The sequence below is a fragment of the Streptomyces sp. NPDC044061 genome (assembly GCF_056434305.1).
Genome location: NZ_JBWKFL010000011.1, coordinates 32,035 through 52,518 on the forward strand (window position 1 = coordinate 32,035; position 20,484 = coordinate 52,518).

Here is a 20,484-nt window from a genome sequence, read left to right on the forward strand (position 1 = left end):
GCGGCACCACAGTCTTGGCACCGCACCCGCCCCGTCTCCGCCGGCGGTGCGCGCGGCCGCGCCGTGGGTACCCGCAGCAGAAACCGGCGGGGCCCCGGTCCCGTCCCCCGGCGAACGGACGAAGGCAGCACGTCATGCACGACCGACCGCGCTCCGGCGCCCCGGGGCCGGAGAAAACCGGCACCGATCTGGACCTGCTCGGCATCTACCTCAACGACCATCTGGCCGGCGCCACCGCGGGCACGGAGCGCGCCCGCCATCTGGCGCGCTCGACCAGGGATCCGGCGCTCGCCGAGGCGCTCCGTCCCGTCAGCGCCGAGATAGCCCAGGACCGGACGGCCCTGCTCGGCATCATGCGCGACCTCGGTGTCCCCGTGCGCCGCTACAAGGTCTGTGCGGGCTGGACGGCCGAGAAGGTGGCGCGGCTCAAGAGCAACGGCCGCCTGGTACGGCGTTCTCCGCTCAGCACGGTCCTGGAGCTGGAGGCGCTGCGGCTGGGCGTGGAGGGCAAGGTGGCCGGGTGGCAGACCCTGCGCGGCCTCGCCCCGACCGAGCAGCGGCTGGACGCCCAGCAGCTCGACACACTCCTCGAACGGGCCCGGCGGCAGCAGGGCGTCGTCGAGGAGTGGCGCTCCCGGCAGGCCGGGACGGCGTTGCGCAAGGACTGACCATCGGTCCTCGCGCGCCGGCTCCGCCACTCGGGCTCCTGCTGAAGAGCCTCGTCGGCGGCGCGGCGCGGCCCCGAGGGTGAGCGTCCGGAGAACTCCGGAGAACACGGACCGACGGGTCCGGTCCTCCGACCGACCGTCCTCGGCATGTCCAGCCGCGCAGCTCGGGTCCTTTCGTCCGATCATGTCACCAGAGAACTCATCGAGGGCCGCCCGGCGTGCCGCCGGCGGCGCACGACCGTCGGCGACGAACCCTGGTGCGGCGAGCACGGGAGGGACCCGTGAGGCAGTGGCGGCGCGGCCTCCACCGCGCTTGGGAGTGGCTCGGCCTGCGTGCCCTGCTCCGGCGTGGCCGCGACCTGGAGCTGATGCACCGGGCCATGGGGTTCGCCACGCTGGCCCTGGTGACGCTGGCCCCGCTGCTCATCGTGGTGGCGGCGGCCGATCCGCTGGTGCGGGGAGGCTTCGCGTCGTGGCTCACCGACGGCATGGGGCTGTCCGGGCGGTCCGCCGACGCGCTCACCGGCATCATCAGTCCGCCCACCAAGGTCATCGGCACCACGAGCGTGCTGAGCCTGGTCCTGCTCGCGGTGTTCGGTGTGTCGTTCGCGGGCAGCGTGCAGAACGGCTACGAGCGGATCTGGGGCCTGGCTTCCGGTCCCTGGCACCGGGTCTGGCGGCAGGCGACCTGGCTGCTGGTGCTCACCGCCTACCTCTACCAGGAGGTGCAGACGCGCACCGCCCTGCGCGGCACGCAACGGATCGTGCTGTCCGTGGTGAGCGCGGTGCTGTTCTTCTGGTGGGGGCAGCGCTTCCTGCTCGGCGGCCAGATCCACTGGCGCACCCTGCTGCCGGGCGCGATCGCCACCGTCGCCGGCCTCGTCGGTCTCCGGGGCTTCTCGTACCTCGTCTTCACCCCGCTCATCGTGACCAACGCGCTGAACTACGGCGCGGTCGGGACCGTGCTGGTGGTGGAGTCCTGGCTGATCGGCGTCGGGTTCGTCGTCTACGGGGGCGCGCTGTTCGGCCGCTGGTTCTGTGAGCACCACTGGACGCCGACCCACGAGGAGTGAGCGGCCCTCGCCCCCTTCAGTGGGTCGTGGCGGGTTCCTTCGGGTTCGGGGCGAGCAGGGCGGGCCAGTTCCGGGCTTCGGCCCAGTCGGCGAAGGTGTGCCAGCCCACCTCGGGGTGGGCGCGGCGCAGGCCGGTGACGTCGACGTCGAGACCGGTGGTGGTGAAGTAGGCGAACATCGCCGCGAGGTCGCGCGAATGGGTGCGCACGTAGGACAGGGGCACCTCGCGGTGGGTGACGGGACGGCCGGCGGCGGTGGACAGGACCCCGGCGATCCGTGCGGCGGTGAGTTCGTCCGAGGCGATGTCGATTCGGCGGCCGGTGAACGCGGCACGGTGCCGCAGGACCAGGGCCGCGAACGCGCCGATGTCCTCGGCGGGGATGAGCGTCAGGGGGCGGTCGGCAGGCATGGGCCAGGCGAAGGTGTTCTCGCGCAGGCTCTCCAGGGTCCAGCCGGAGGCGAAGTTGTCCATGAACGCAGCGGGGGCGATGATCGTCCAGGGGACGCCGGTCGCGTGGAGGTGGCGCTCGATCTCGGCCTTGCTGTCGTAGTGCGGGATGCCCGTGCCGCGGTCCGCGTGCGCCGCCGAGGTGAACACGATGTGGCCGACCCGGGCGGCCGCCGCCGCGTCCAGCAGGGCCCTGCCCTGGCGGACCTCGGTGGCGGTGTCCGTGCCGAACGGGGTCGTGACCGCGAAGAGCGAGTCGGTGCCCGCGAGTGCGGCGTCCAGGGAGGGGCGGTCGTCGAAGTGGGCCTGCCGGACGTCGGCGCCGAGCCGGCGCAGGGCCTCGGCCGCCTGTGAGCCGGGGGCGCGGGTGAGGGCGCGGACCCGGTGCCCGGCGGCCAGCAGGGCACGGGCCGTCGCTCCGCCCTGGGCGCCGGTCGCGCCGGTCACTGCGATCGTGAGCATGGGGGCTCCTCAAAGTTCTGCGTTACACATTGACTGCGTTACACAGAAGAATAGCCGGAGTTTCACTGCATCGCGCAGATAATTGAGCTGTGGCGTGGATCACGCCCGCGCCTGCGGCGCGACGCCTCAGCGCATACAGTCGCCCGAGCCCGTGAACTCCGGCACACCGCTGTTGCCCTCGAACACGGCCACCGACCAACGGGTGTACCGCCAGGCCTTGTTGCTGCCGTACTCGGCCAGCAGCTTCCGGCAGGCGGTCCTGGTGACGACGTCCTGGAAGTTGGCCCGCTGGGCACGCCCCAGCACCTGGGCGTCGGAGTCGTCGATCCAGACGTAGGCGGCCTTCTCGACGGGGTCGAACCCGAGGCTGATCTCGTTGTCCGCGGCCGCGGGATCCACCCCATTGCCCTCGGCGACCCTCGCCTTCCAGGCTGCGGTGATGGCCTTGTCGGTGGCGTCGGCGACGCGGATCTCCGCCTTGTCGCTGCTCGGGATCTCCGCGGTCGCGATGCCGGACTCGTCCCCCTGCCACTGCCCGGCGATCAGGGTGTAGCACCCGTCGGTGGCCTCGCCGAAGCCGAGGATGTTCGCCTGGGGATCGGTGTCCGAGTCCTTCCAGAAGACCGAGTAGCGGCCGTAGGGCCAGGCGGTGGGGTCCTCCTCGAGCCGGCGGGCGAGGGTGGTGCAGGCCGCCATCTCCCCGCTCCTGCGGAACACTTCCTGCTGCTCTTCGGGCAGCTGGGAGATCGGGCCGCCGGTCACCACCAGCGTCTGCGCGCTCTTGTTGAACGTGACCGTGGGTTCCATGAAGGCCATGTTCTTGGTGGCGAGCATGGTCACCATGCCGTCCTGGACCGCCTTCGCGACGTCCTTCTCGGCCGCGGTCGCCGCTCCGGTGCCGGCTCTCCACTCGTCATCGGTGGGCCGGCTCTCGTCACCGGCACGGGTGTAGGCGGGGTCGGGCACCCCGGCGAGCGGATCGGTCGGAACCAGCGCCCGGCGCGGATCGGCCACCGGGTCCGTCGTCCCGTCGGGAGCGGCGGACCCGGTCCGCCGAGCGGTGCCGTTCCCGTGCGCGGCCGGGGAAGCGGAGGCCGCACCCGTGGCGCCCTTGCCGTCCGCGTCCCGGGCGTGTTCGCCGCCGGTGCCGGGGAAGGCGATCACGGCTCCAGCGAGGCCGCCGGCCACCGCCGCGGCGACGAGGACGGTCGTGATGGTGCGCCTGCGGGAGGACGGTGCCGGGGCATGCCAGCGGGGGTCGTCCAGGGTGGGCATGTCCCACTGCGCCATGACCGCTTCGCCGGCACGCGTGGGCTCCGTGCCCGGTTCGCCGCCGACGACCTGGGTGGCCTGCGCGGCGAGCAGCCCTGCGCACCTCTCCGCCGCCGCGGCCGCCCGCATCCGGTCGGCGGGGTCCTTCGCGAGGGATGTCTCCACGACCTCCCGCAACTCCCGCGGGACGCCGCCCAGATCGGGCTCTCCCGTCATGACACGGAACGCGACCGCGTCCGGCGCGCCGGCGCCGAACGGGAGACGGCCCGTGGCGGCGTAGGCCACCAGCGCGCCCCAGGCGAACATGTCGCCCGCGGGTCCGGCCGTACCGTCGCGGTAGTACTCGGGGCTGATCCAGCCGGGGGTGCCGGTGATGACCCCGGTCCGGGTCACGCTGGTGCCGTCGGCGGCGTGGGCGATGCCGAAGTCCAGCACGCGCGGCCCGGCCGGCGTGAGGATGACGTTCTGCGGTTTCACGTCGCGGTGGACCACACCGGCCTCGTGGATGGCCGCCAGCGCCTGGGCGGTCCCGGTGGCGAAGGCGTACAGGGTGCCACCGGTGAGGGCCCCGTACTCGCTCAGGTGCCGGTTGAGGGTGGGGCCGGGAGCGTAGGCGGTCGCGAGCCAGGGTTCGGCGGCCTCGGGGTCGGCGGCGAGCAGGGGCACCAGGCAGGGTCCCTGCACACGGGCGGAGAGCTGCACCTCGCGGCGGAACCGGGCCCGGAACTCCGGGTCCTGGGCCTGCGCGGGGTGGATCACCTTCACCGCGACCCGGAAGCCGTCGGCGGTGAGGCCGGCGTGGACCGTGCCCATGCCGCCGGAGCCGAGACGGCCGATGATCCGGTACGGGCCGATGCGGGCGGGGTCACCGGGGTGGGCGGGCTGAACTCGCCCGCCGGCGTCGGGGTTGCTCACGGGCGGTCCGCTCCTCCCGATGGCGCCGCGTGCGCGAGCAGTCCGTGTTCCGCCATGGAACTCCCCCCAGGAGTGCGTGAAGAGACGGTGCAGAAGATATGGAGGATGTATATATCACGTAGCACCACGCCCTCTGACTGCCGGTCACACCCTCACGGCGATGCTCCGTTCGTCCGACGCGCCGTCGACCTGCCACTGCCTCGGCGTCATCCCGTAGGCGGCGCGGAAGGAGCGGCTGAAGTGGCTGGGGCTCACGAATCCCCAGCGGCGGGCCACGGCCGCCACCCCGCCCGACTGCGCGTCGGGCCTGAGCAGGTCCCTTCGGCTGCGTTCCAGCCGCTGCAGCCGGATCCAGCCGCTCACGGTCGCTCCCTCGGACTGGAACAGCTTGTGCAGGGAGCGGACCGACATGAAGTGCGCCGCGGCGATGCCGGACGGCGACAGGCCCGGGTCGGAGAGGTTGCGCATGATGTGGTCCTTCACGCGCACCAGGCCGGCCCGGGCGGCCTCCGGGGACGGCGGCGTGAGGCGGCCGCGCCGCTCGTCGATCAGCAGCGCCAGCAGGTCGAGCGCCAGGGCGTCGCCGTCGGTGACCAGCCGGTAGCCGCCCGCGCCGCGCACGAGCCAGCGGCCCGGCGCGCGGGCGGGCAGCCCCGGCAGACGGCGCAGGAGGCCGACATGGCGTCGGATCACGTTCACGGCCGTGGGCGGCGGCTGCCCTCCCCAGAGCGCGTCGACGATCTCGGGCAGGGGTACGGGCTGACCGCCCTCAGCAGCAGGAGTGCCAGGAGCGCCTGCGCCTGGGGTCCTCCGGGATCCAGCTCGTCCTCTCCCCGCCAGGCCCGCACGGGTCCCAGCACCGCCAACCGCACGGTCGGCTCCTGCGGCATGCCGCCCCCTTCGCTGCACCCTCCCCGGCCTCGACTCTATGCCACCAGCCCGATTACCGAGAGTTACAGCAATGCCGAAGCCCTTGGAACATTCGCTTCCTCTGCGTGCAACCTTTCGCCATACCTGCGTGTCTCATGGCATAAGAGCATGCATCGACCAAGGGGGACATCATGCGACGAATATGGGCGGCGATGGCGGCGCTCGTTCTGGCGGGAACCGGCTGGGGAGCGGCATCGACCGCGGCGGGAGCCGCGCCGGCGGCCGCCGCTCGTGCCACGGCCTGTCCGACCGGCTGGGGCAGCGGCGACAAGGGCGGTGACGCCACCGGCGCCGTACCGCTGAAGAACATCAGGACCGGTCGGCACGACTGCTACGACCGCATGGTGTTCGACGTGCCCGGCGGCGGCAGCTCCATCGGCTACCACGTCGGGTACGTCACCCGGCTCCACCAGACCGCCAGCGGCCGATACATCCCGGTCGGCGGCGGGGCCGTGCTCGACGTCCACGTCGGCGCGCCCAGCTACGACCCGGAGACCGGCGCACCCAGCTACCCGGGGCGGGTGGGCCGCACCCTGCCGGGCGTGCATCTCGCGGGCTACCGCACCTTCAGGGACGCCCGGTTCGCCGGCAGCTTCGAGGGCGAGACCCAGATCGGTCTCGGCGTCCGCGCCCGTCTGCCGTTCCGGGTGATCCAGCTGCCGGGGCACGTGGTGGTCGACGTGGCCCACAACTGGACCGGCAGCCGCTGAGCGAACCGTGCGGCTGCGGGGGCTTGCCGCGGGCCCCCGAGTCTGGTTGGGTACCGGCGCCACGCGCGCACAGGGCGTGTCGGGCGGAAGGGGCGGTCGGCGTGCGTGCGACGGTACGGCAGGACAGCGGGGCCGCGTTGCCCGAAGGGCTCGATCAGGCGATACGAGGGACCGCCGAGGACATCGCCGCGCTGCTGCGGGGCGTTCGCGACACGGCGGTTCCCGTACCGGGATCGGAGTGGACCGTCGGCGAGGCGGCCGCCCATCTGGCACTGGCCAACGAGCTGATGGCCGACCTCGCGGCCGGGCGCGAGCGCCCCTACGGTGACGGCACACCGCAGAGTCTGGCCGCGGCCAACGCGCAGTCCCTCGCCGTCTTCGGGGAGCGCCGGGCGGAGCCGCTGGCGACGATGATCACGGAACAGGCCGGGGTGTTCCTGGACGCCATGGCCTCGGCCGCGGCCGATGGGGCCGGCGGGACGGTCGGGACTGCGGACGCTCCGGCCCCCAGCACGCCCCTGGGCCCGATGGACCGCTCTGTTCTGGCGTCCTACCTGCTCACCCACATGCTGGGCCACGGCTACGATCTCGCGCGCGCTCTGGACCGCCCGCACATGATCGACCGTGCGCGGGTGAGCCTCTGCATGCCGTTCATGCTCTCGGTCATGCCGCGCGTCACCGACACCGCGGCCGTCGCCGGGCTCACCGCCCGCTACGCGATCCGCCTCCGCGGGGGCGAGGCGTTCGGCGTATCGCTGGCGGACGGCAGCGTGCAGGTGACACCGGGGCCGCCGGACCGCCCGGACTGCACCATCCTCATCGAGCCCACGGCCTTCCTGCTCATCGCGCTGGGCCGGCTCAACCCCTGGCGTGCCATCGCCCGGGGGCACGTCCTCGCCTGGGGATCCAGGCCCTGGCTGGCGCCCCGCTTTCCTACCCTGTTCACCGCTCCCTGAGCGGCCTCACCCCTGCGAGCGGGTGGCGCCGAAGTGGGTCTCGTGCGTCCAGACATGGGTGCACGAGGGGCACTGCAGGTGGAGCAGGCTGCCGGTGTTGGACAGCAGATAGCGCCAGTGGCCACGGCACTCGCTGCTCTGCTCACAGGTGGCGCACCCACGGCGGTCGTCGCAGTTCGGGCAGTCCACCCAGGCGCGGCGACCGATGTCGGCCTGCGGGTCAAGCGGCAGCATGCCCGCCCCCGCGCCCGGGGAGCACCCCGGCCGCGACCAGCTCGTCGTACAGGCGCTGCTGCTCCGCGTCGAGCCCGGAGTACAGCAGGTCGTAGGCCTCCTGCTCACCGCGCAGCGCGGCCACGGGATCCCAGTCGGGCTCCAGGGCGGCCAGGGCGTGGGTGCGCCGGAGCATTTCGTGGGAGGTCAGGTCGACGACGAAGTCGACCGGCGCGGAGGAGCCGGACCGGTCCGGCGCGGGCTCGCTCGCCGCGGCGGGTTCGTCCGGCTCACCGGGGAGGGCGGGGCCAAAGGAGGACATACCACCGAACGTAGGTAGGCCTTTCCCGCCGAGGCAAGAGCAGGTGGGGGAAGTCACAGCAGGTCGGCGCCCCTCTCGCGCCGTCACCTCAGGATGTTGACGGCCCGCGCGACCACCAGGAGCACGGTCACCAGGGAGACCGAGGACTGGAGCATCATCAGCATCTTGGCCCACCGGGACAGGGGCATCACGTCGGTCGGGCTGAAGGCGGTGGAGTTGGTGAACGAGAGGTACAGGTAGTCCAGGAACGCCGGCTCCCAGTCCGTCGGCGCGACGTCCGGGCTCTGCATCTGCACGAAGAGGAAGTCGGCGAACTGCTGCCGGCCGAGCGCCCGCGCCATCGGGCCGCCCCGGTCCCACTCCCAGTACCACAGGGCGAACACGATGACGTTGGTCAGCCAGATGCCGCCGCCGGTCAGCAGCAGCGGCACCGCGTCCGTCCCCGCCCTGCCGCCGGCCAGGTCCACCACGAGCCGGACCGCGGCCCAGCCGTTGGCCAGGCTGATGACGCCCATCAGGGCCAGGCCCAGCCACCGCAGCCGGCGCGTGCGGGGCTCGACCCGGCGCGGGTTCGCGGCTATCAGCCCGGCCAGCAGCACCAGCTCCAGCACCGGCAGCGCCCAGTACGGCCGGAGCGTGAGCCGGTGCGGCAGCATCAGTTGCAGGGCGACCGCCAGCAGGATCACGGCGGTCACGGCCCAGCGCGGCTCACCGCGGGTCGCCCGCCGCCACGCGGGGACCAGATCGCGCTCGCCGCTCTCCAGCAGCCGTTCGAGCCTGGCCAGGCGGTTCTGGGCGTCACCCGTGTCTTCGGTCATGGCGAAGATTGTCCCGGGCGGCGGGACGGCGCCGGGACGGGGGTCCGGCCCCGCCCCGGGTGTCAGCGGCCGACGATGTCGGTGAACCTCTCGGCGTCGATGTTGCCGCCCGAGGCGATGATGCCGATCCGCCGCGGGAGGTCCTCGACGCGTCCGGCCATGAGGGCGGCGAGGCCCGTGGCGCCGCTGGGTTCCAGGACGATCTTCAGCCGTTCGAAGGCGAACCTCATGGCCCGGACGATCTCTTCGTCGCTGACGAGGGCGATGACGTCGACCAGACGCTGATTGATCTCGAAGGGGATCGCGCCGGGGGTGGGCAGGGCCTGGCCGTCGGCGATGGTGCGGGGCACGGGGATGGTGACGCGCTCACCGATCTCCAGGGAGCGCTTGGTGTCGTCGCCCGCTTCGGGCTCCACGCCGACCATCCGGATGCCGGGGTGCAGCGCCTTGGCGGCGGTGGCGCTGCCGGCGATGAGGCCGCCGCCTCCGACGGGTACGACGAGCGCGTCGAGTTCTCCGGTGTCCTCGAGGAGTTCGAGGGCGGCGGTGCCCTGGCCGGCGATGACGTGCGGGTGGTCGTAGGGCGGGATCAGGGCCAGGCCGCGGTCCTCGGCCAGGGCCTCGCCGAGCGCGGTGCGGTCCTGGGTGTAGCGGTCGTACGTCACGATCTCCGCCCCGTAGCCGGCGGTCGCCTCCCTCTTGGAGCGGGGGGCGTCCTCCGGCATCAGGATGACGGCGCTGGTGCCCAGTTCACGGGCGGCCAGGGCGGTGGCCTGTGCGTGGTTGCCGGAGGAGTAGGCGGCGATGCCCTTGGCCAGCTGCTCGTCGGAGAGCTGGGCCGCCGCGTTGTAGGCGCCGCGGAACTTGAAGGCGCCGATCCGCTGGAAGTTCTCGCACTTGATGAACACCTCCGCGCCGACCAGGGCGTTGAGCGTGCGCGAGGTGAGGACGGGGGTGCGGTGCGCGACGCCCTCGAGGCGCCCGGCGGCCTCACGGACGTCGTCGAACGTTACGGGCGGGGCGGCGGCCATGGCAGTCCTTGCGGTGAGAGGGATACGGACGGGTGCGGGGGCGGCGAGCAGACCGGTCTCCGGCGGACGGGTCACCAGCCGCTGACGCGGTTCCAGGTCGCCTGGATCGCGGGCGCGGGGACCCCGGGGTGCCGGGGCCGTGCGCCGTCGATGACGTGGTAGCCGTGGTGCTGGGCCGCCGTGGCACAGGCGTGGTTGGGCAGGATGCGCAGCCGGGTGCCGACGGGAAGGTCGGGCAGGAGCGCGCCGGCGCGTGCGGTGAGGGTGCCGTGCTCCTGGCTGGCGGCGGTCATGACGAGCCCGGGAACGAGCCGCCCGGTCAGGTCGGTGACCAGACCGTAGCCCTGGTCCTGGGGCTGGGCGGAGGTGCCGCGGTCGCGGGACATCGCCATCCATCCGCCGTCGGTGATGATCCATCCGTACTCGGGTCGGTGGCCGATGACGGTGACGACCACCGACAGGGCCAGGTCGTCGATGTCGCAGACGCCGAGGCCCGCCATGACCAGGTCGAAGAACACGTAGTTGCCGGCGCGCAGCTCGGTGACGCCCGTGAGGTCCTCGGCCGCGTGGGCGGTGGGCGTGGAGCCGACGCTGACGACGTGCACGGGCAGGCCGGCGGCGCGCAGCCGGCCGGCCGCGGCGACGGCGGCGTCGCGCTCGTTCCTCGCCGCAAGGCGCTGCTCTTCGGCGCCGTGGGCGAAGTAGGACTCGCCCGCGTGGGTCAGTACCCCGTCGAGGCAGCCCGCTTCGTGCAGGATGCGGCCGATGCCGACGAGTCCCGGCGCGTCCGGCCCGAGGCCCCCGCGGTGACCGTCGCAGTCGATCTCGATCTGGGCGGGGACGGCGATGCCCGCCGCACGCGCGGCGTCGGCGACGGACGTCGCCTGTTCGGTGCTGTCGAGCAGGATGCGCAGGGTGACACCCCGGCGCAGCAGGGCGATCACGCGGGGCAGCTTGTGCGGGTCGATGCCGACGGCGTAGGTGATGTCGGTGTAGCCGCCGTCGGCGAACGCCTCGGCCTCGGCGAGGGTCGAGACCGTGACCGGGCAGGGCGCACCGTCGTGCAGGAGCGCGGCCACGTCGAGGCTCTTGGCCGTCTTGACGTGCGGGCGCAGGGTGACTCCGAGTCGGTCCGCCCGCCGGGCGAGCCGTTCGATGTTGCGTCGTGCCCTGTCCGCGTCCACCACGGCGAACGGGGTGTCGGGGTCGGCCAGCGTCCTGACGTGGGCCGGGAGCGGGGTGGTGGTCACAGCGTGATGTCCATCTTCTTCAGTAGTGCCGGGCCCAGGTGGAGGTCCTGCATGCGGCGGGCCTGTTCGGGCAGGCCGCAGAAGACGCGGGCGGAGGGGAGGAGTTCATGAACGGCCGTTCACTTGGTGTAGTTGTAGACCGTCGCCCGGGACACGCCGAGCAGGTCCGCGATGGTCTGCGCGGCATCGCGCGAGTCGAAGTAGCCGTCCGCGTGCAGTTGCCGTACGAGCGCCCTCTTGCCTTCGCGGCTCAGTGATCTGGGGGTGTTCCCGCGGTCCGCGGCGAGCGCCTCGACCGCCTGGCGCAGCTCGCGGGCGTTGCGGTCGCGCAGTGTCTCCAGTGGCTGTTCGCGGTGCTCGGTGTCGGTGGCGACGAGGTTGGACAGGGCGAGCGTGACCGGCGACAGCACGGAGACGTCGAGGTTCAGACAGAGGGCCGCGATGTACTCGCCGGCGCTGTTCCTGATGCCGATCGACGTGCTCTTCGCGGGGCGGCCGTCGGGGAACCGGTTGGGGTAGTTCTGGATGACGCTGGGGTACTGCGGGTCGGCGATGCGGGCCAGTCCCAGCTCGGTGGCGGAGTCCCCGATCCGGCGGCCGGAGAGATTGTTCTCGATCGCCCGGATCGCGTGCCGAGGATCGCGCAGGTCGTGCAGGACCACCTCGCACAGGCCCGGGAACATCCGGCCCAGGGCGACGGCGATCTTCTCCGCTTCGCGGATGAGATGTTCCTCGGCCTCGGCCTGGGCGGTGTCCGTCAGGTGGTCCATCACGGCCTCCCGATGACCTGGGCAGCGGGTCTCCGGGCGGTCCCCCACCCGCGCAACTCGACTGTTTTTCCAATTCTGGACAGTTAGGCTAAGTCATCGCCCCCGCGCAGTCCAGCCGCCCGGGAGTCCGTTCAGGCTCCCCGGCCGGCGGGCTGCCTGCGCTGAGCGACAAGTCGTACCGGTGCGTTGACGGCGCCGTAGCCGCGGTAGCCGCCGCTTCGCTGCACGAACTCGAAGAAGACGTGCCCGACCGTCTCCGTGTAGCAGTGCCGGAACTCGCCGCCGCGCTCGTCCCGGTCGTAGAGGATGCCGAGTTCGCGGTACACGGCCAGTTCGTGTTCGGGCAACTCGTGGCGCGCCTCCAGGTCGTCGTAGTAGTTCGCGGGCACCGGCAGCAGCTTGGCGCCCGCCGCCCGGAAGCGGCGTACCGCCGTCACGAGGTCGGCCACGGCGAAGGCCACGTGCTGGGTCCGTGCGCCGGCCTCGTCCGTCGGTCCGGGGGCGAGGTTGAGGACCAGCCGTGGTCCGTCGTCCGGGGCGGACAGGGCACGGCTGCGGAAGAGGCCGTAGGGATCGGCCAGTTCGACGGTGTCGTGCGGGTGCAGCCCCAGTACCGCACGGTGGAAGAGCACCGCTTCGTCGAAGTGGTGCCAGGGCTGGGTGAGCGCGAGATGGTCGATACCGGTGACGCCGCCGGCCCGGCTCTCCGCCGAGTACGCGAAGTCCTCGCTCCAGCCGGGCAGGCGGGGACAGAACAGCACCTCGGTGCCGTCCGGCGCCTCGACCGACTCCAGCTGGACGTCCTGCGCGCCGCGACGCTTGGGCAGGGCGGGAGCCGGCAGGGCCTCGGCCCGGCGGACGGACGCTTCCGGATCCGGCGCCTCCAGACCGAGGGCGACCAGGGCCGTACCCGCCCGGCGCGTGGCGGCTGCGGCGTTGACGAGTACCCGGGCCTCTCCCTGTTCCCAGAGGTCGACGGGCTTGCGGCGGTGCCGGGCGGTGCGGGTGAAGCCGAGCGCGGCCAGCAGTCCGCCGACGGGCTCGGGATCGGCCGCGGCGAGTTCGGCGAAGGCCACGCCGGACGGCACGGCCGGCGCCGGCAGGGAGGACGCTCCGGCGCTCTCCTCCAGGGCGAGCAGGGACCGCAGACCGTCCACGGCGGTGCGGCCCGCGTCCGCCTGACGGAACACGTCATTGAAGACCTCCAGTGACAGCGGCCCCTCATAGCCGGTGGTGAGTACCTGCCGCAGGAGCCCGGCCAGGTCGAAGCCGCCCTGGCCGGGGAAGCAGCGGTAGTGGCGGCTCCACTGCAGGACGTCCATGGCGAGCAGCGGGGCGTCGGCCAGCTGGAGGAAGAAGATCTTCTCGCCGGGGATGCCCTCGATGCCCTTGGGGTCCGAGCCCCGGGAGAGGATGTGGAAGCTGTCCAGGCAGGTGCCCAGCGCCGGGTGGCCGGCGGCCTCGACGATGCGCCAGGCGTGGTCGTACGTGCTGACGTGCCGCCCCCAGGCCAGCGCCTCGTACGCCACCCGGACACCGAAGTCCTCTGCCAGGCCGGCCAGTTGGCTCAGCTGCCGGGCGGCCAGCGCGTCGTCGTCCACCGCCTGCGGCGAGACGTTGGAGCAGACCAGCACGGTGTCGGCGCCGAGGCGTGCCATCAGCTCGAACTTGTGCCGGGCCCGGCGGAGGTTGCGGGCGAAATCCGCCTCGGGCACGGCCTCGATGTCCCGCATCGGCTGGTAGAGGTCGATGCTCAGGCCCAGGTCCGCCGTGCGGGCGGCGATCTCCTCGGGCGACAGGGGACTCGCGAGCAGGTCGTTCTCGAAGATCTCGACGCCGTCGAAGCCGGCCCGTGCGGCGGCCGTGAGCTTCTCGGTCAGGGTGCCGCTGAGGCAGACGGTGGCGATCGACTTGCGCATGCGCGCCGTGCCGGTCCGGTCCGTCGCCGTGGGGACTGGTGCTGTCACGGAAACTCCAACCTGACCACTAGGCGGTTCGATCGTTCCACTGTGCGGTCACCCTAGCCACGTGGTGAAGCCTTCAACAAGGCCAGGTTCCGGCGGGGGGCCACCTGAGTGCGGTTTCCCCGTTCCACGCAGCGGACTACGGTCGGGGGGGACGGATGGACCGGCGCGACGAGGAGAGACCGGTCGGCCACTAGCGGAAGGCACCAGGTGATCGAGCCAGCGAAGCCGGCGGGCGGCGACCCGGAGCGGCAGCCCACCGGGGTGCGCAGCGTGCGGCGGGCGTTCGACATTCTCAACCTGCTGAGCGAGGAACGGCCGGTCATCACGCTGCGGGAGATCACCGAGGCCACCGGGCTGGCGAAGACCACCACGCTGCGACTGGCTCAGACCCTGGAGGAGAGCGGCCTGCTGTGGTCGCACCCGGCCGGCTACACGGCCGGGCCCGGGCTGTGGCGCTGGGCCTATCTCGCCCGCAGCCTCTGGGAGGTGCCCCAGGAGACCCGCAAGGTCATGCGCGACCTGGCCGACCGGCTCGGCGAGACGGTCAACCTCTTCGTGGCCCGTGACGTCCACCGGATCTGCGTCGCCCACGAGGAGAGCCCACACCCGCTGCGGCACGTGGTCGACGTCGGCGACGAGCAGCCCCTGTGGACCGGTGCCTCCTCCAAGATCCTCCTGCGCGACGCCTCCGAGGCACTGCTGCGCCGCGTTGCGGCGGCCTCACCCGGCGGCGGGACCGACGCCGACCGGCTGCGAATCTGGGCGGCCGAGGCGGCCGAGCGCGGCTACGCGGTCAGCAGCAGCGAGTTCGACGAGGGGCTGACCGCCGTGGCGGTGCCCGTGACCGGCCGCACCGGACGGGTCGTGGCCTCCCTGTCGCTGAGCGGCCCAAGCCACCGTTTCCCCTACGAGGCCGTCGAACGCTTCGCCGCCGAACTCGCCCGGGGCGCCCGGCTCATCTCCGACCAGGGTTTCAGACACCCGTTGGGCAGCGAGGACTGATCACTTCCAGGCGCGGTCCAGGAAGTCGGCGATCAGCGGGGCGATCTCCGGCAGATGGGTCTCGAGGGCGAAGTGGCCGGTGTCGAAGAGGTGGAGTTTGGCGTCGGGCAGGTCGCGGAGGTAGGCGTGCGCGCCGGGCTCGGTGAAGAAGGGGTCGCGGCTGCCCCACATGATGAGGGCGGGCGGAGTGTGCCGGCGCAGCCATGCCTGCCAGGAGCCGTAGCGCTCGACGTTGGAGTGGTAGTCGAAGGCCAGTGCCTCCTGGGCCTCCTTGCGGCCCGGCAGGTCCAGGAAGTGCTGGTCGAGGGTCCAGCCGTCCGGGGCGATCAGCTCGGGGTCGGCGACGCCCGTCTCGTACTGGCCGCGGGTGCCGGCGAGGGTGAGCATGCCCTGGATCGCGTCCTGGGCGCCGGGGGTCCCGGGCGTCAGGGCGATGAGGCCCCGGGCCGCGTCCGAGAGCCCTTCCCCGTAGACGTTGCCGTTCTGCACGACGAGCCCGGCGACCCACTCGGGATGGCGTTCGGCGATACGGAAGCCGATGGGCGCGCCGAAGTCGAAGACGTACATCACGAACCGGTCGAGGCCGAGGCGCTGTACGAAGCCTTCCGTGATGTCGGCGAGCCGGTCGAAGGAGTAACTGAAGCCGTTCGGCGTCTCGGTGTGGCCGAAGCCCGGGTAGTCCGGGGCGATCAGCCGGTAGTGCGGGCCGAGGACGTCGATGAGGCGGCGGAACTGGTGGGAACCGGACGGAAAGCCGTGCAGCAGCAGGAGTACGGGGGCGTCGGCGCGGTCGGGCAGGGACTCCCGGTAGAAGACGCGGACGCCGTCGACGTCGAGGTGGCGGTGGACGGTACGGGCGATCGAAGCAAGCATGCTAATCCTTTGTCCGTCTGGTTATGCATTAGGTATAGGCGAGACCCACCTAATGCGTCAACCCGCAGATGTACCATTACTCACATGAGCGATCTCGTGCCCCTGACCGGAGAACCCCTGGCGCTGGACCTCGTCAACACGCGCCCGACCGCGGCCGACCTGCTCGCGACCCCCGGCGACCTGCGGAACTGGTGGACTCTCGAGGCCGACCGCCTCCCGGAGGAGGTGCCACGGGAAGTCACCGCGGCGGATCTGGCCGACGTGCTGGCGGTACGCGAGCGCATCGCCCGCACCCTCGATCACGTCCGCCGGGGCGAAGAGCCTCCCGCCGCCGACCTGCGGGCACTCAGCGAGGCACAGCGTGCCGCCCCGGCGGTCGACGAACTGGCGTGGAACGGCTCGACGGTGACCGCCACGCGCCGACGCGACGGCTCACCGGGCCGGCGGCTCGCCGCCTGCCTCGCGGAGGCCGCCGCCGCACTGCTCACCGATCCTGCGGTCATGAACGTCCGCGAGTGCGAGGCCGACGACTGCGTGATGCTCTTCCTGCCCGCCCATCCACGCCGCCGCTGGTGCTCACCCGCTCGCTGCGGCAACCGCATGCGCGTGGCCCGCCACTACCAGCGCCACAAGTCCCAGTGAACCGTGGTCCAGTGCGGGGGCGGCCGGCCTCGGCCTGTCCGGCGCGGCCGGGCTGCCGGCCGACGGGCGGGGGTGGTCGGCGGGGTGGGGTGCTGCAACTCGCTTGCACGGCAGGCCACTTTCCGCCGCCGCCGCTTGAGGCGGACCACCTCACACACGGCCCCATGCCGGCCTGGGCGAGTGGAGCCGTGGTGCCGCAACTCGATTGAGCCAGGAGGCACTTCCACTGATGCGGCTCGAGTCGGACCGCCTCACACGCGGCCCATGCCGGCCTGGGCGAGTGGAGCGGCAGCGCCGCAACTCGATCGAGCCACGAGGCACTTCCACTGATGCCGCTTGCGGCGAACCACCTCCCGCGCGCCCACGACCTGCCCGGGGCGATCAGAGCCGATGCCCGAACTCGATTGCGTCGCAGGCCACTTTCCCGCTGATGCCGCTTGAGTCGGACCGCCTTCCCCCGCCCCCTGATCGCCGGGCGTGCTCGGCGACACCCGCCTCGGACTCCAGGACACGGCCCTCTCCCCCGGCAGGCCCGGCAACCTGCTCGCGGCCGACGTGACTCGTACATCGTCGCCGCCACCCGTACCACGCCGCCCACCGCCGACCTCGGCTCAGCCCTGCCGCAACCAGTCCCGCTGCACACGGCAGCCGGACCTCCGGCCTCAAGCCAGCTGCCCCACCCCGGTCAGCCACCCCGGGAAAGCGCGGCTGCGGCCGACGTACACGCGACCGCAGCCTCCCGTGGCCCTTACGGCCTACGCGGCGAAGCGCTCCGCCAGGCTCTTCGCCTTGGCATCCGCCTCCTGGAGGGCGCGCTCGCGCGAGGCCTCGAAGAGGGGTACGAGCTCGGCCATGGCCGGGTTGTGCGGGGCCATGGTCAGCTCCGGGACGATGAAGTCGAGCTCGAGTCCCAGGAAATCGGCGAGGACCGCCGTCAGGTAGTTCTGGACGTACTCGTAGGGCTCACGCGGGGTGCCGGGGGCGTAGGAGCCGCCGCGGCTGGCCACGACAGTGACGGGAATGCCCTTGGCAGAGGGGTTCTCGCCCGCGGTACGGCCGAACAGGATCACGTTGTCCAGCCACGCCTTGAGGGTCGAGGGGATCGTGAAGTTGTACATCGGGGCGCCGATGAGCACGGCGTCGGCCTGCTCGAGCTCCTCGATCAGCTTCACGCGGTCCGCGAAGGCGGTGGCCTGCTCGGGCGAGTGCGCGGCGGGGTCGGCGAAGCCGGCGGTGTGGGCCGCCGCGGTGATGTGCGGCACGGGGTCCACCGCCAGGTCGCGGTAGATCACCGTGCCGTCGGGGTGCTGCTCCTGCCACGCCTTGCGAAAGGCGTCCGTCACGGCACGGGAGGCGGACGCCTCACCCGGCAGGAGGGACGAGTCGATGTGGAGCAGTGTGGCCATGGGGGTCTCCAGAAGAACGAGCCCGTAGCGAGACGCAGGGGCTGAGGTTTCGTACTCAGCTATGTCTAACACAGTCACTTACTTTTTTTCATCCCCCAACGGTGAGGTAGTACCCTGACGTCATGGCGGCGCAGCAGACCCACGGCACGGCAGAGTGCAAACGCGTGGACGAAGGCATCACTCGCGTCTTCCAAGTGCTCGGAAAGCGCTGGAACGGCCCGATCGTGGCCGTCCTGCTGGGGCAGCCGACGCACTTCGCCGACCTGCGCCGGGCCATCCCCGGCATCAGCGAGCGCATGCTCTCCGACCGGCTCGCCGAGCTCGGTGCCGCGGGACTCGTGGTGCGCGAGGTCGACGAAGGACCACCGCTGCGGGTCTCCTACCGGCTGACCGATTCGGGAGCCGCCCTGGAGTCCTCCCTGAGGGAGCTCGGCGAGTGGGCGAAGAAGCACCTGCCGGACGCACCGCCCTGCCCCTGACAGCGACACTCCGGCTCCGCGAAGCCGTCACCGGACGCGAGCGTTCGCCCGGTCGGCGTCAGGCGCTCGTGAGGACGACGAGTTGCCGGGTCGCCCGGGTCATCGCGACATAGCGGTCGACCGCGCCTTCGACGCCCTCGCCGAACCCCTGCGGGTCGACGAGGACGACCAGGTCGAACTCGAGCCCCTTCGACAGCTCGGGGGTCAGCGATCGGACGCGGAACGTCGACCGGAACGCGGGATCGCCGATCACACAGGCGATCCCCTCGGCGTGGGCGGCGAGCCAGGAGTCGAGGATCGAGCCCAGCTCCGCAGCGGATCCGTGCACGACGGGGACCCCGCCGCTGCGGATGGAGGTCGGCACGTTGGCGTCCGGCAGCGCGGCCCGGATGACCGGCTCGGCTTCCGTCATGATTTCTTCCGGCGTCCGGTAGTTGATGTTCAGCGAGGCCAGGTCGATCCGGTCGAACCCGACCCGTTCGAGCCGTTCCCGCCACGACTCGGTGAACCCGTGCCTGGCCTGGGCACGGTCCCCGACGATGGTGAAGCTCCGGGACGGGCACCGCAGCAGCAGCATCTGCCACTCGGCGTCGGTCAGTTCCTGGGCCTCGTCCACGACGACGTGCGCGAACGGGCCGGCCAGCAGGTCCGGGTCGGCGGTGGGCAGTTCGGACTCATCGACCAGGCTGACCCGGGCGTCCTGGCCGCGCAGCATCGTCACCAGGCCTTCGCCGTCGTCGCCGTCGGCCCCGGAATCGGCCGCGGCCGCGATCAGGTTGTCGACGACCTGCGTCATGCGCTCGCGCTGGGCGGCGAGGACGGCCTCACGCCGGCGCTTTCGGCGTGCCACCTCCGGATCTCCGAGCCGCTGCCGTGCCGCGTCCAGGAGCGGCAGGTCGGACACCGTCCACGCCTGGGGGGCCACGCGCTGCAGCTTGCGGACGTCGTCGCGACCGAGCCAGGGAGCGCACATCCGCAGGTAGGCGGGTACCGACCACAGGTCTCCGACGAGATCGGCCGCTTCGAGCAGGGGCCACGCGCGGCCGAAGGCCGTGAGCAGCTCCCTGTTCCGCCCGAGCGACCTGCGCAGCAGCTCGGTCGGTGCGTCGCCGTCGTGCTTGTCCACCAGGATGCCGAGCAACTCCTCCCAGACCTGGTCGCGGGCCTCGTTGTGCGGAGTCCCGGGTTCCGCCGCTTCGAACGCCACGGCCCAGTCGTCGGCGCCGAGCGGGATGTCGGACCAGTGGGTCGTGATCGTCATCCCTTCGGTGGGCGGTTCCTCGTAGAACCTGACGGCGCTCTCGATCGCCTTCACCATGTCCGCGGACGACTTCAGGAGGGCCACGTCCGGGTCGGTCTCGGGTTCCGCCACGGCTCCCTCGGCGACGAGGTCCCGCAGCGTGCAGGTCTGCACGCCCTCCTCTCCGAGGCTGGGCAGGACGTCGGAGACGTACGTCAGGTAGGGCCGGTGCGGACCTACGAAGAGCACTCCGCCCCGGCGGTGACCGAGGCGCGGGTCGGCGTGGAGGAGGTAGGCGGAGCGGTGCAGGGCCACCACGGTCTTGCCCGTGCCCGGGCCGCCGTCCACGACGAGGGCGCCGCGTGATCCCGCGCGGATGACGGCGTCCTGATCGGCCTGGATGGTGCCGAGCACGTCCCGCATCCGGGGCGACCGGTCGCTGCCGAGGCTCGCGATGAAGGCGGACTGGTCGTCGAGCGCGGCGTGCCCGGCGAAACCGTCCGAGGTGAACACCTCGTCCCAGTAGTCGCCGATCCGGCCGCCGGTCCAGCGGTACCTGCGGCGGCTCGCCAGACCCATCGGGTTGGCGTGGGTGGCGCCGAAGAACGGCTCGGCGGCGGGCGAGCGCCAGTCGACCAGCAGCCGACGACCGGAGCTGTCCGTGAGGCCGAGCCGTCCGACGTACACGGGCTCGGGGTCGTCCGCGCCGACCATGCGCCCGAGGCACAGATCCAGACCGAAGCGGCGCAGGGTGCGCAGCCGAGCGGTCAGCCGGTGGATCTCCGCGTCCCGGTCCATCGCCTGCCGCCCGGTGCCGCCGGGCGCCCTGCGTTCGGCTGCGAGGCGGCCGGACACTTCGACGATCGACTGCTCTAGGCACTCCGCGACGGCCGCGAAGTGCTGCTCGTCGCCGCCGATCAGCGTCGGGTCGGCCTTGGCGGAGAGGCGGTCGGGAAGGTCGAACGCGCTGGTGGTCAGAGAGTTCAGATTGATCAGCTCCGATGTGATACGGCTTGCGGTCGGATGCGGGTTCTCGT

19 protein-coding genes and 1 pseudogene are annotated in these 20,484 nt (G+C 72.2%); 7 read left to right on the forward strand and 13 right to left on the reverse strand.

From position 1 onward, the window contains the following. Positions 1–134 precede the first annotated feature (134 nt). Complete coding sequence (locus AC07CM_RS18940) at positions 135–668, forward strand: hypothetical protein (RefSeq protein ID WP_478877545.1); 534 nt, start codon at positions 135–137, stop codon at positions 666–668. A gap of 281 nt (positions 669–949) precedes the next feature. Continuing rightward, positions 950–1,741, forward strand: a complete 792-nt coding sequence (locus tag AC07CM_RS18945) for a ribonuclease BN (protein WP_478877546.1) — start codon at positions 950–952, stop codon at positions 1,739–1,741. A gap of 16 nt (positions 1,742–1,757) precedes the next feature. Here the strand turns inward: AC07CM_RS18945 and AC07CM_RS18950 are convergent, their stop codons facing one another. The 3 genes and pseudogenes from AC07CM_RS18950 to AC07CM_RS18960 all read right to left on the reverse strand — a co-directional run. Further along, positions 1,758–2,651, reverse strand: coding sequence for an NmrA/HSCARG family protein (locus AC07CM_RS18950; RefSeq protein ID WP_478877547.1), 894 nt, complete (start codon positions 2,649–2,651; stop codon positions 1,758–1,760). Positions 2,652–2,777: 126 nt separating this feature from the next. Then, positions 2,778–4,838 (reverse strand): serine/threonine-protein kinase, encoded by a 2,061-nt coding sequence (locus tag AC07CM_RS18955; protein ID WP_478877548.1) that lies wholly within the window; start codon positions 4,836–4,838, stop codon positions 2,778–2,780. Between the two features lie 144 nt (positions 4,839–4,982). Further along, positions 4,983–5,411: pseudogene (locus AC07CM_RS18960) on the reverse strand (helix-turn-helix domain-containing protein); the annotation flags it as partial. Positions 5,412–5,899: 488 nt separating this feature from the next. Between AC07CM_RS18960 and AC07CM_RS18965 the strand changes: the two are divergent. Continuing rightward, complete coding sequence (locus tag AC07CM_RS18965) at positions 5,900–6,478, forward strand: AMIN-like domain-containing (lipo)protein (protein ID WP_478877549.1); 579 nt, start codon at positions 5,900–5,902, stop codon at positions 6,476–6,478. Positions 6,479–6,579: 101 nt separating this feature from the next. Next, positions 6,580–7,434 carry a maleylpyruvate isomerase family mycothiol-dependent enzyme gene (locus AC07CM_RS18970; RefSeq protein WP_478877550.1) on the forward strand — a complete coding sequence of 285 codons (855 nt, stop codon included), beginning with the start codon at positions 6,580–6,582 and terminating at the stop codon, positions 7,432–7,434. Between the two features lie 6 nt (positions 7,435–7,440). On the opposite strand, the gene AC07CM_RS18975 is transcribed toward AC07CM_RS18970, so the two are convergent. The 7 genes from AC07CM_RS18975 to AC07CM_RS19005 form a co-directional block, all read right to left on the reverse strand. After that, positions 7,441–7,668, reverse strand: a complete 228-nt coding sequence (locus tag AC07CM_RS18975; protein ID WP_478877551.1) for a hypothetical protein — start codon at positions 7,666–7,668, stop codon at positions 7,441–7,443. Beyond that, on the reverse strand, positions 7,655–7,969 hold the full coding sequence (locus AC07CM_RS18980; protein ID WP_478877552.1) for a DUF6400 family protein: 315 nt from the start codon (positions 7,967–7,969) through the stop codon (positions 7,655–7,657). Before AC07CM_RS18980 ends, AC07CM_RS18975 begins: the two co-directional genes overlap by 14 nt. Positions 7,970–8,052: 83 nt before the next feature. Continuing rightward, the gene (locus AC07CM_RS18985) at positions 8,053–8,787 is read right to left on the reverse strand and encodes a hypothetical protein (RefSeq protein WP_478877553.1); all 735 of its coding nucleotides are present in this window, start codon (positions 8,785–8,787) and stop codon (positions 8,053–8,055) included. 62 nt (positions 8,788–8,849) lie between these two features. Then, positions 8,850–9,818 carry a threo-3-hydroxy-L-aspartate ammonia-lyase gene (locus AC07CM_RS18990; RefSeq protein WP_478877554.1) on the reverse strand — a complete coding sequence of 323 codons (969 nt, stop codon included), beginning with the start codon at positions 9,816–9,818 and terminating at the stop codon, positions 8,850–8,852. A 71-nt stretch (positions 9,819–9,889) separates the two neighbouring features. Continuing rightward, the gene (locus tag AC07CM_RS18995) at positions 9,890–11,068 is read right to left on the reverse strand and encodes an alanine racemase (RefSeq protein ID WP_478877555.1); all 1,179 of its coding nucleotides are present in this window, start codon (positions 11,066–11,068) and stop codon (positions 9,890–9,892) included. 119 nt (positions 11,069–11,187) lie between these two features. After that, positions 11,188–11,838 carry a helix-turn-helix transcriptional regulator gene (locus AC07CM_RS19000; RefSeq protein ID WP_478877556.1) on the reverse strand — a complete coding sequence of 217 codons (651 nt, stop codon included), beginning with the start codon at positions 11,836–11,838 and terminating at the stop codon, positions 11,188–11,190. 131 nt (positions 11,839–11,969) lie between these two features. Beyond that, positions 11,970–13,757 (reverse strand): bifunctional sugar phosphate isomerase/epimerase/4-hydroxyphenylpyruvate dioxygenase family protein, encoded by a 1,788-nt coding sequence (locus tag AC07CM_RS19005; protein ID WP_478877785.1) that lies wholly within the window; start codon positions 13,755–13,757, stop codon positions 11,970–11,972. Positions 13,758–14,012: 255 nt separating this feature from the next. Here AC07CM_RS19005 and AC07CM_RS19010 point away from each other — a divergent pair, with 255 nt between their 5' ends. Then, positions 14,013–14,807 carry an IclR family transcriptional regulator gene (locus tag AC07CM_RS19010; RefSeq protein ID WP_478877557.1) on the forward strand — a complete coding sequence of 265 codons (795 nt, stop codon included), beginning with the start codon at positions 14,013–14,015 and terminating at the stop codon, positions 14,805–14,807. On the opposite strand, the gene AC07CM_RS19015 is transcribed toward AC07CM_RS19010, so the two are convergent. Continuing rightward, positions 14,808–15,680, reverse strand: a complete 873-nt coding sequence (locus tag AC07CM_RS19015; protein WP_478877558.1) for an alpha/beta fold hydrolase — start codon at positions 15,678–15,680, stop codon at positions 14,808–14,810. Positions 15,681–15,764: 84 nt separating this feature from the next. Here AC07CM_RS19015 and AC07CM_RS19020 point away from each other — a divergent pair, with 84 nt between their 5' ends. Then, positions 15,765–16,322 carry a CGNR zinc finger domain-containing protein gene (locus tag AC07CM_RS19020; RefSeq protein WP_478877559.1) on the forward strand — a complete coding sequence of 186 codons (558 nt, stop codon included), beginning with the start codon at positions 15,765–15,767 and terminating at the stop codon, positions 16,320–16,322. 755 nt (positions 16,323–17,077) lie between these two features. Here the strand turns inward: AC07CM_RS19020 and AC07CM_RS19025 are convergent. Next, positions 17,078–17,728 carry an FMN-dependent NADH-azoreductase gene (locus AC07CM_RS19025; protein ID WP_478877560.1) on the reverse strand — a complete coding sequence of 217 codons (651 nt, stop codon included), beginning with the start codon at positions 17,726–17,728 and terminating at the stop codon, positions 17,078–17,080. Between the two features lie 122 nt (positions 17,729–17,850). Between AC07CM_RS19025 and AC07CM_RS19030 the strand changes: the two genes are divergently transcribed. Continuing rightward, entirely contained in the window at positions 17,851–18,207 is a 357-nt protein-coding gene (locus AC07CM_RS19030) for a winged helix-turn-helix transcriptional regulator (protein ID WP_478877561.1), read from the forward strand. A 58-nt stretch (positions 18,208–18,265) separates the two neighbouring features. On the opposite strand, the gene helR is transcribed toward AC07CM_RS19030, so the two are convergent. Then, positions 18,266–20,434, reverse strand: a complete 2,169-nt coding sequence (gene helR, locus AC07CM_RS19035; protein ID WP_478877786.1) for an RNA polymerase recycling motor ATPase HelR — start codon at positions 20,432–20,434, stop codon at positions 18,266–18,268. Between the last annotated feature and the right edge of the window lie 50 nt (positions 20,435–20,484).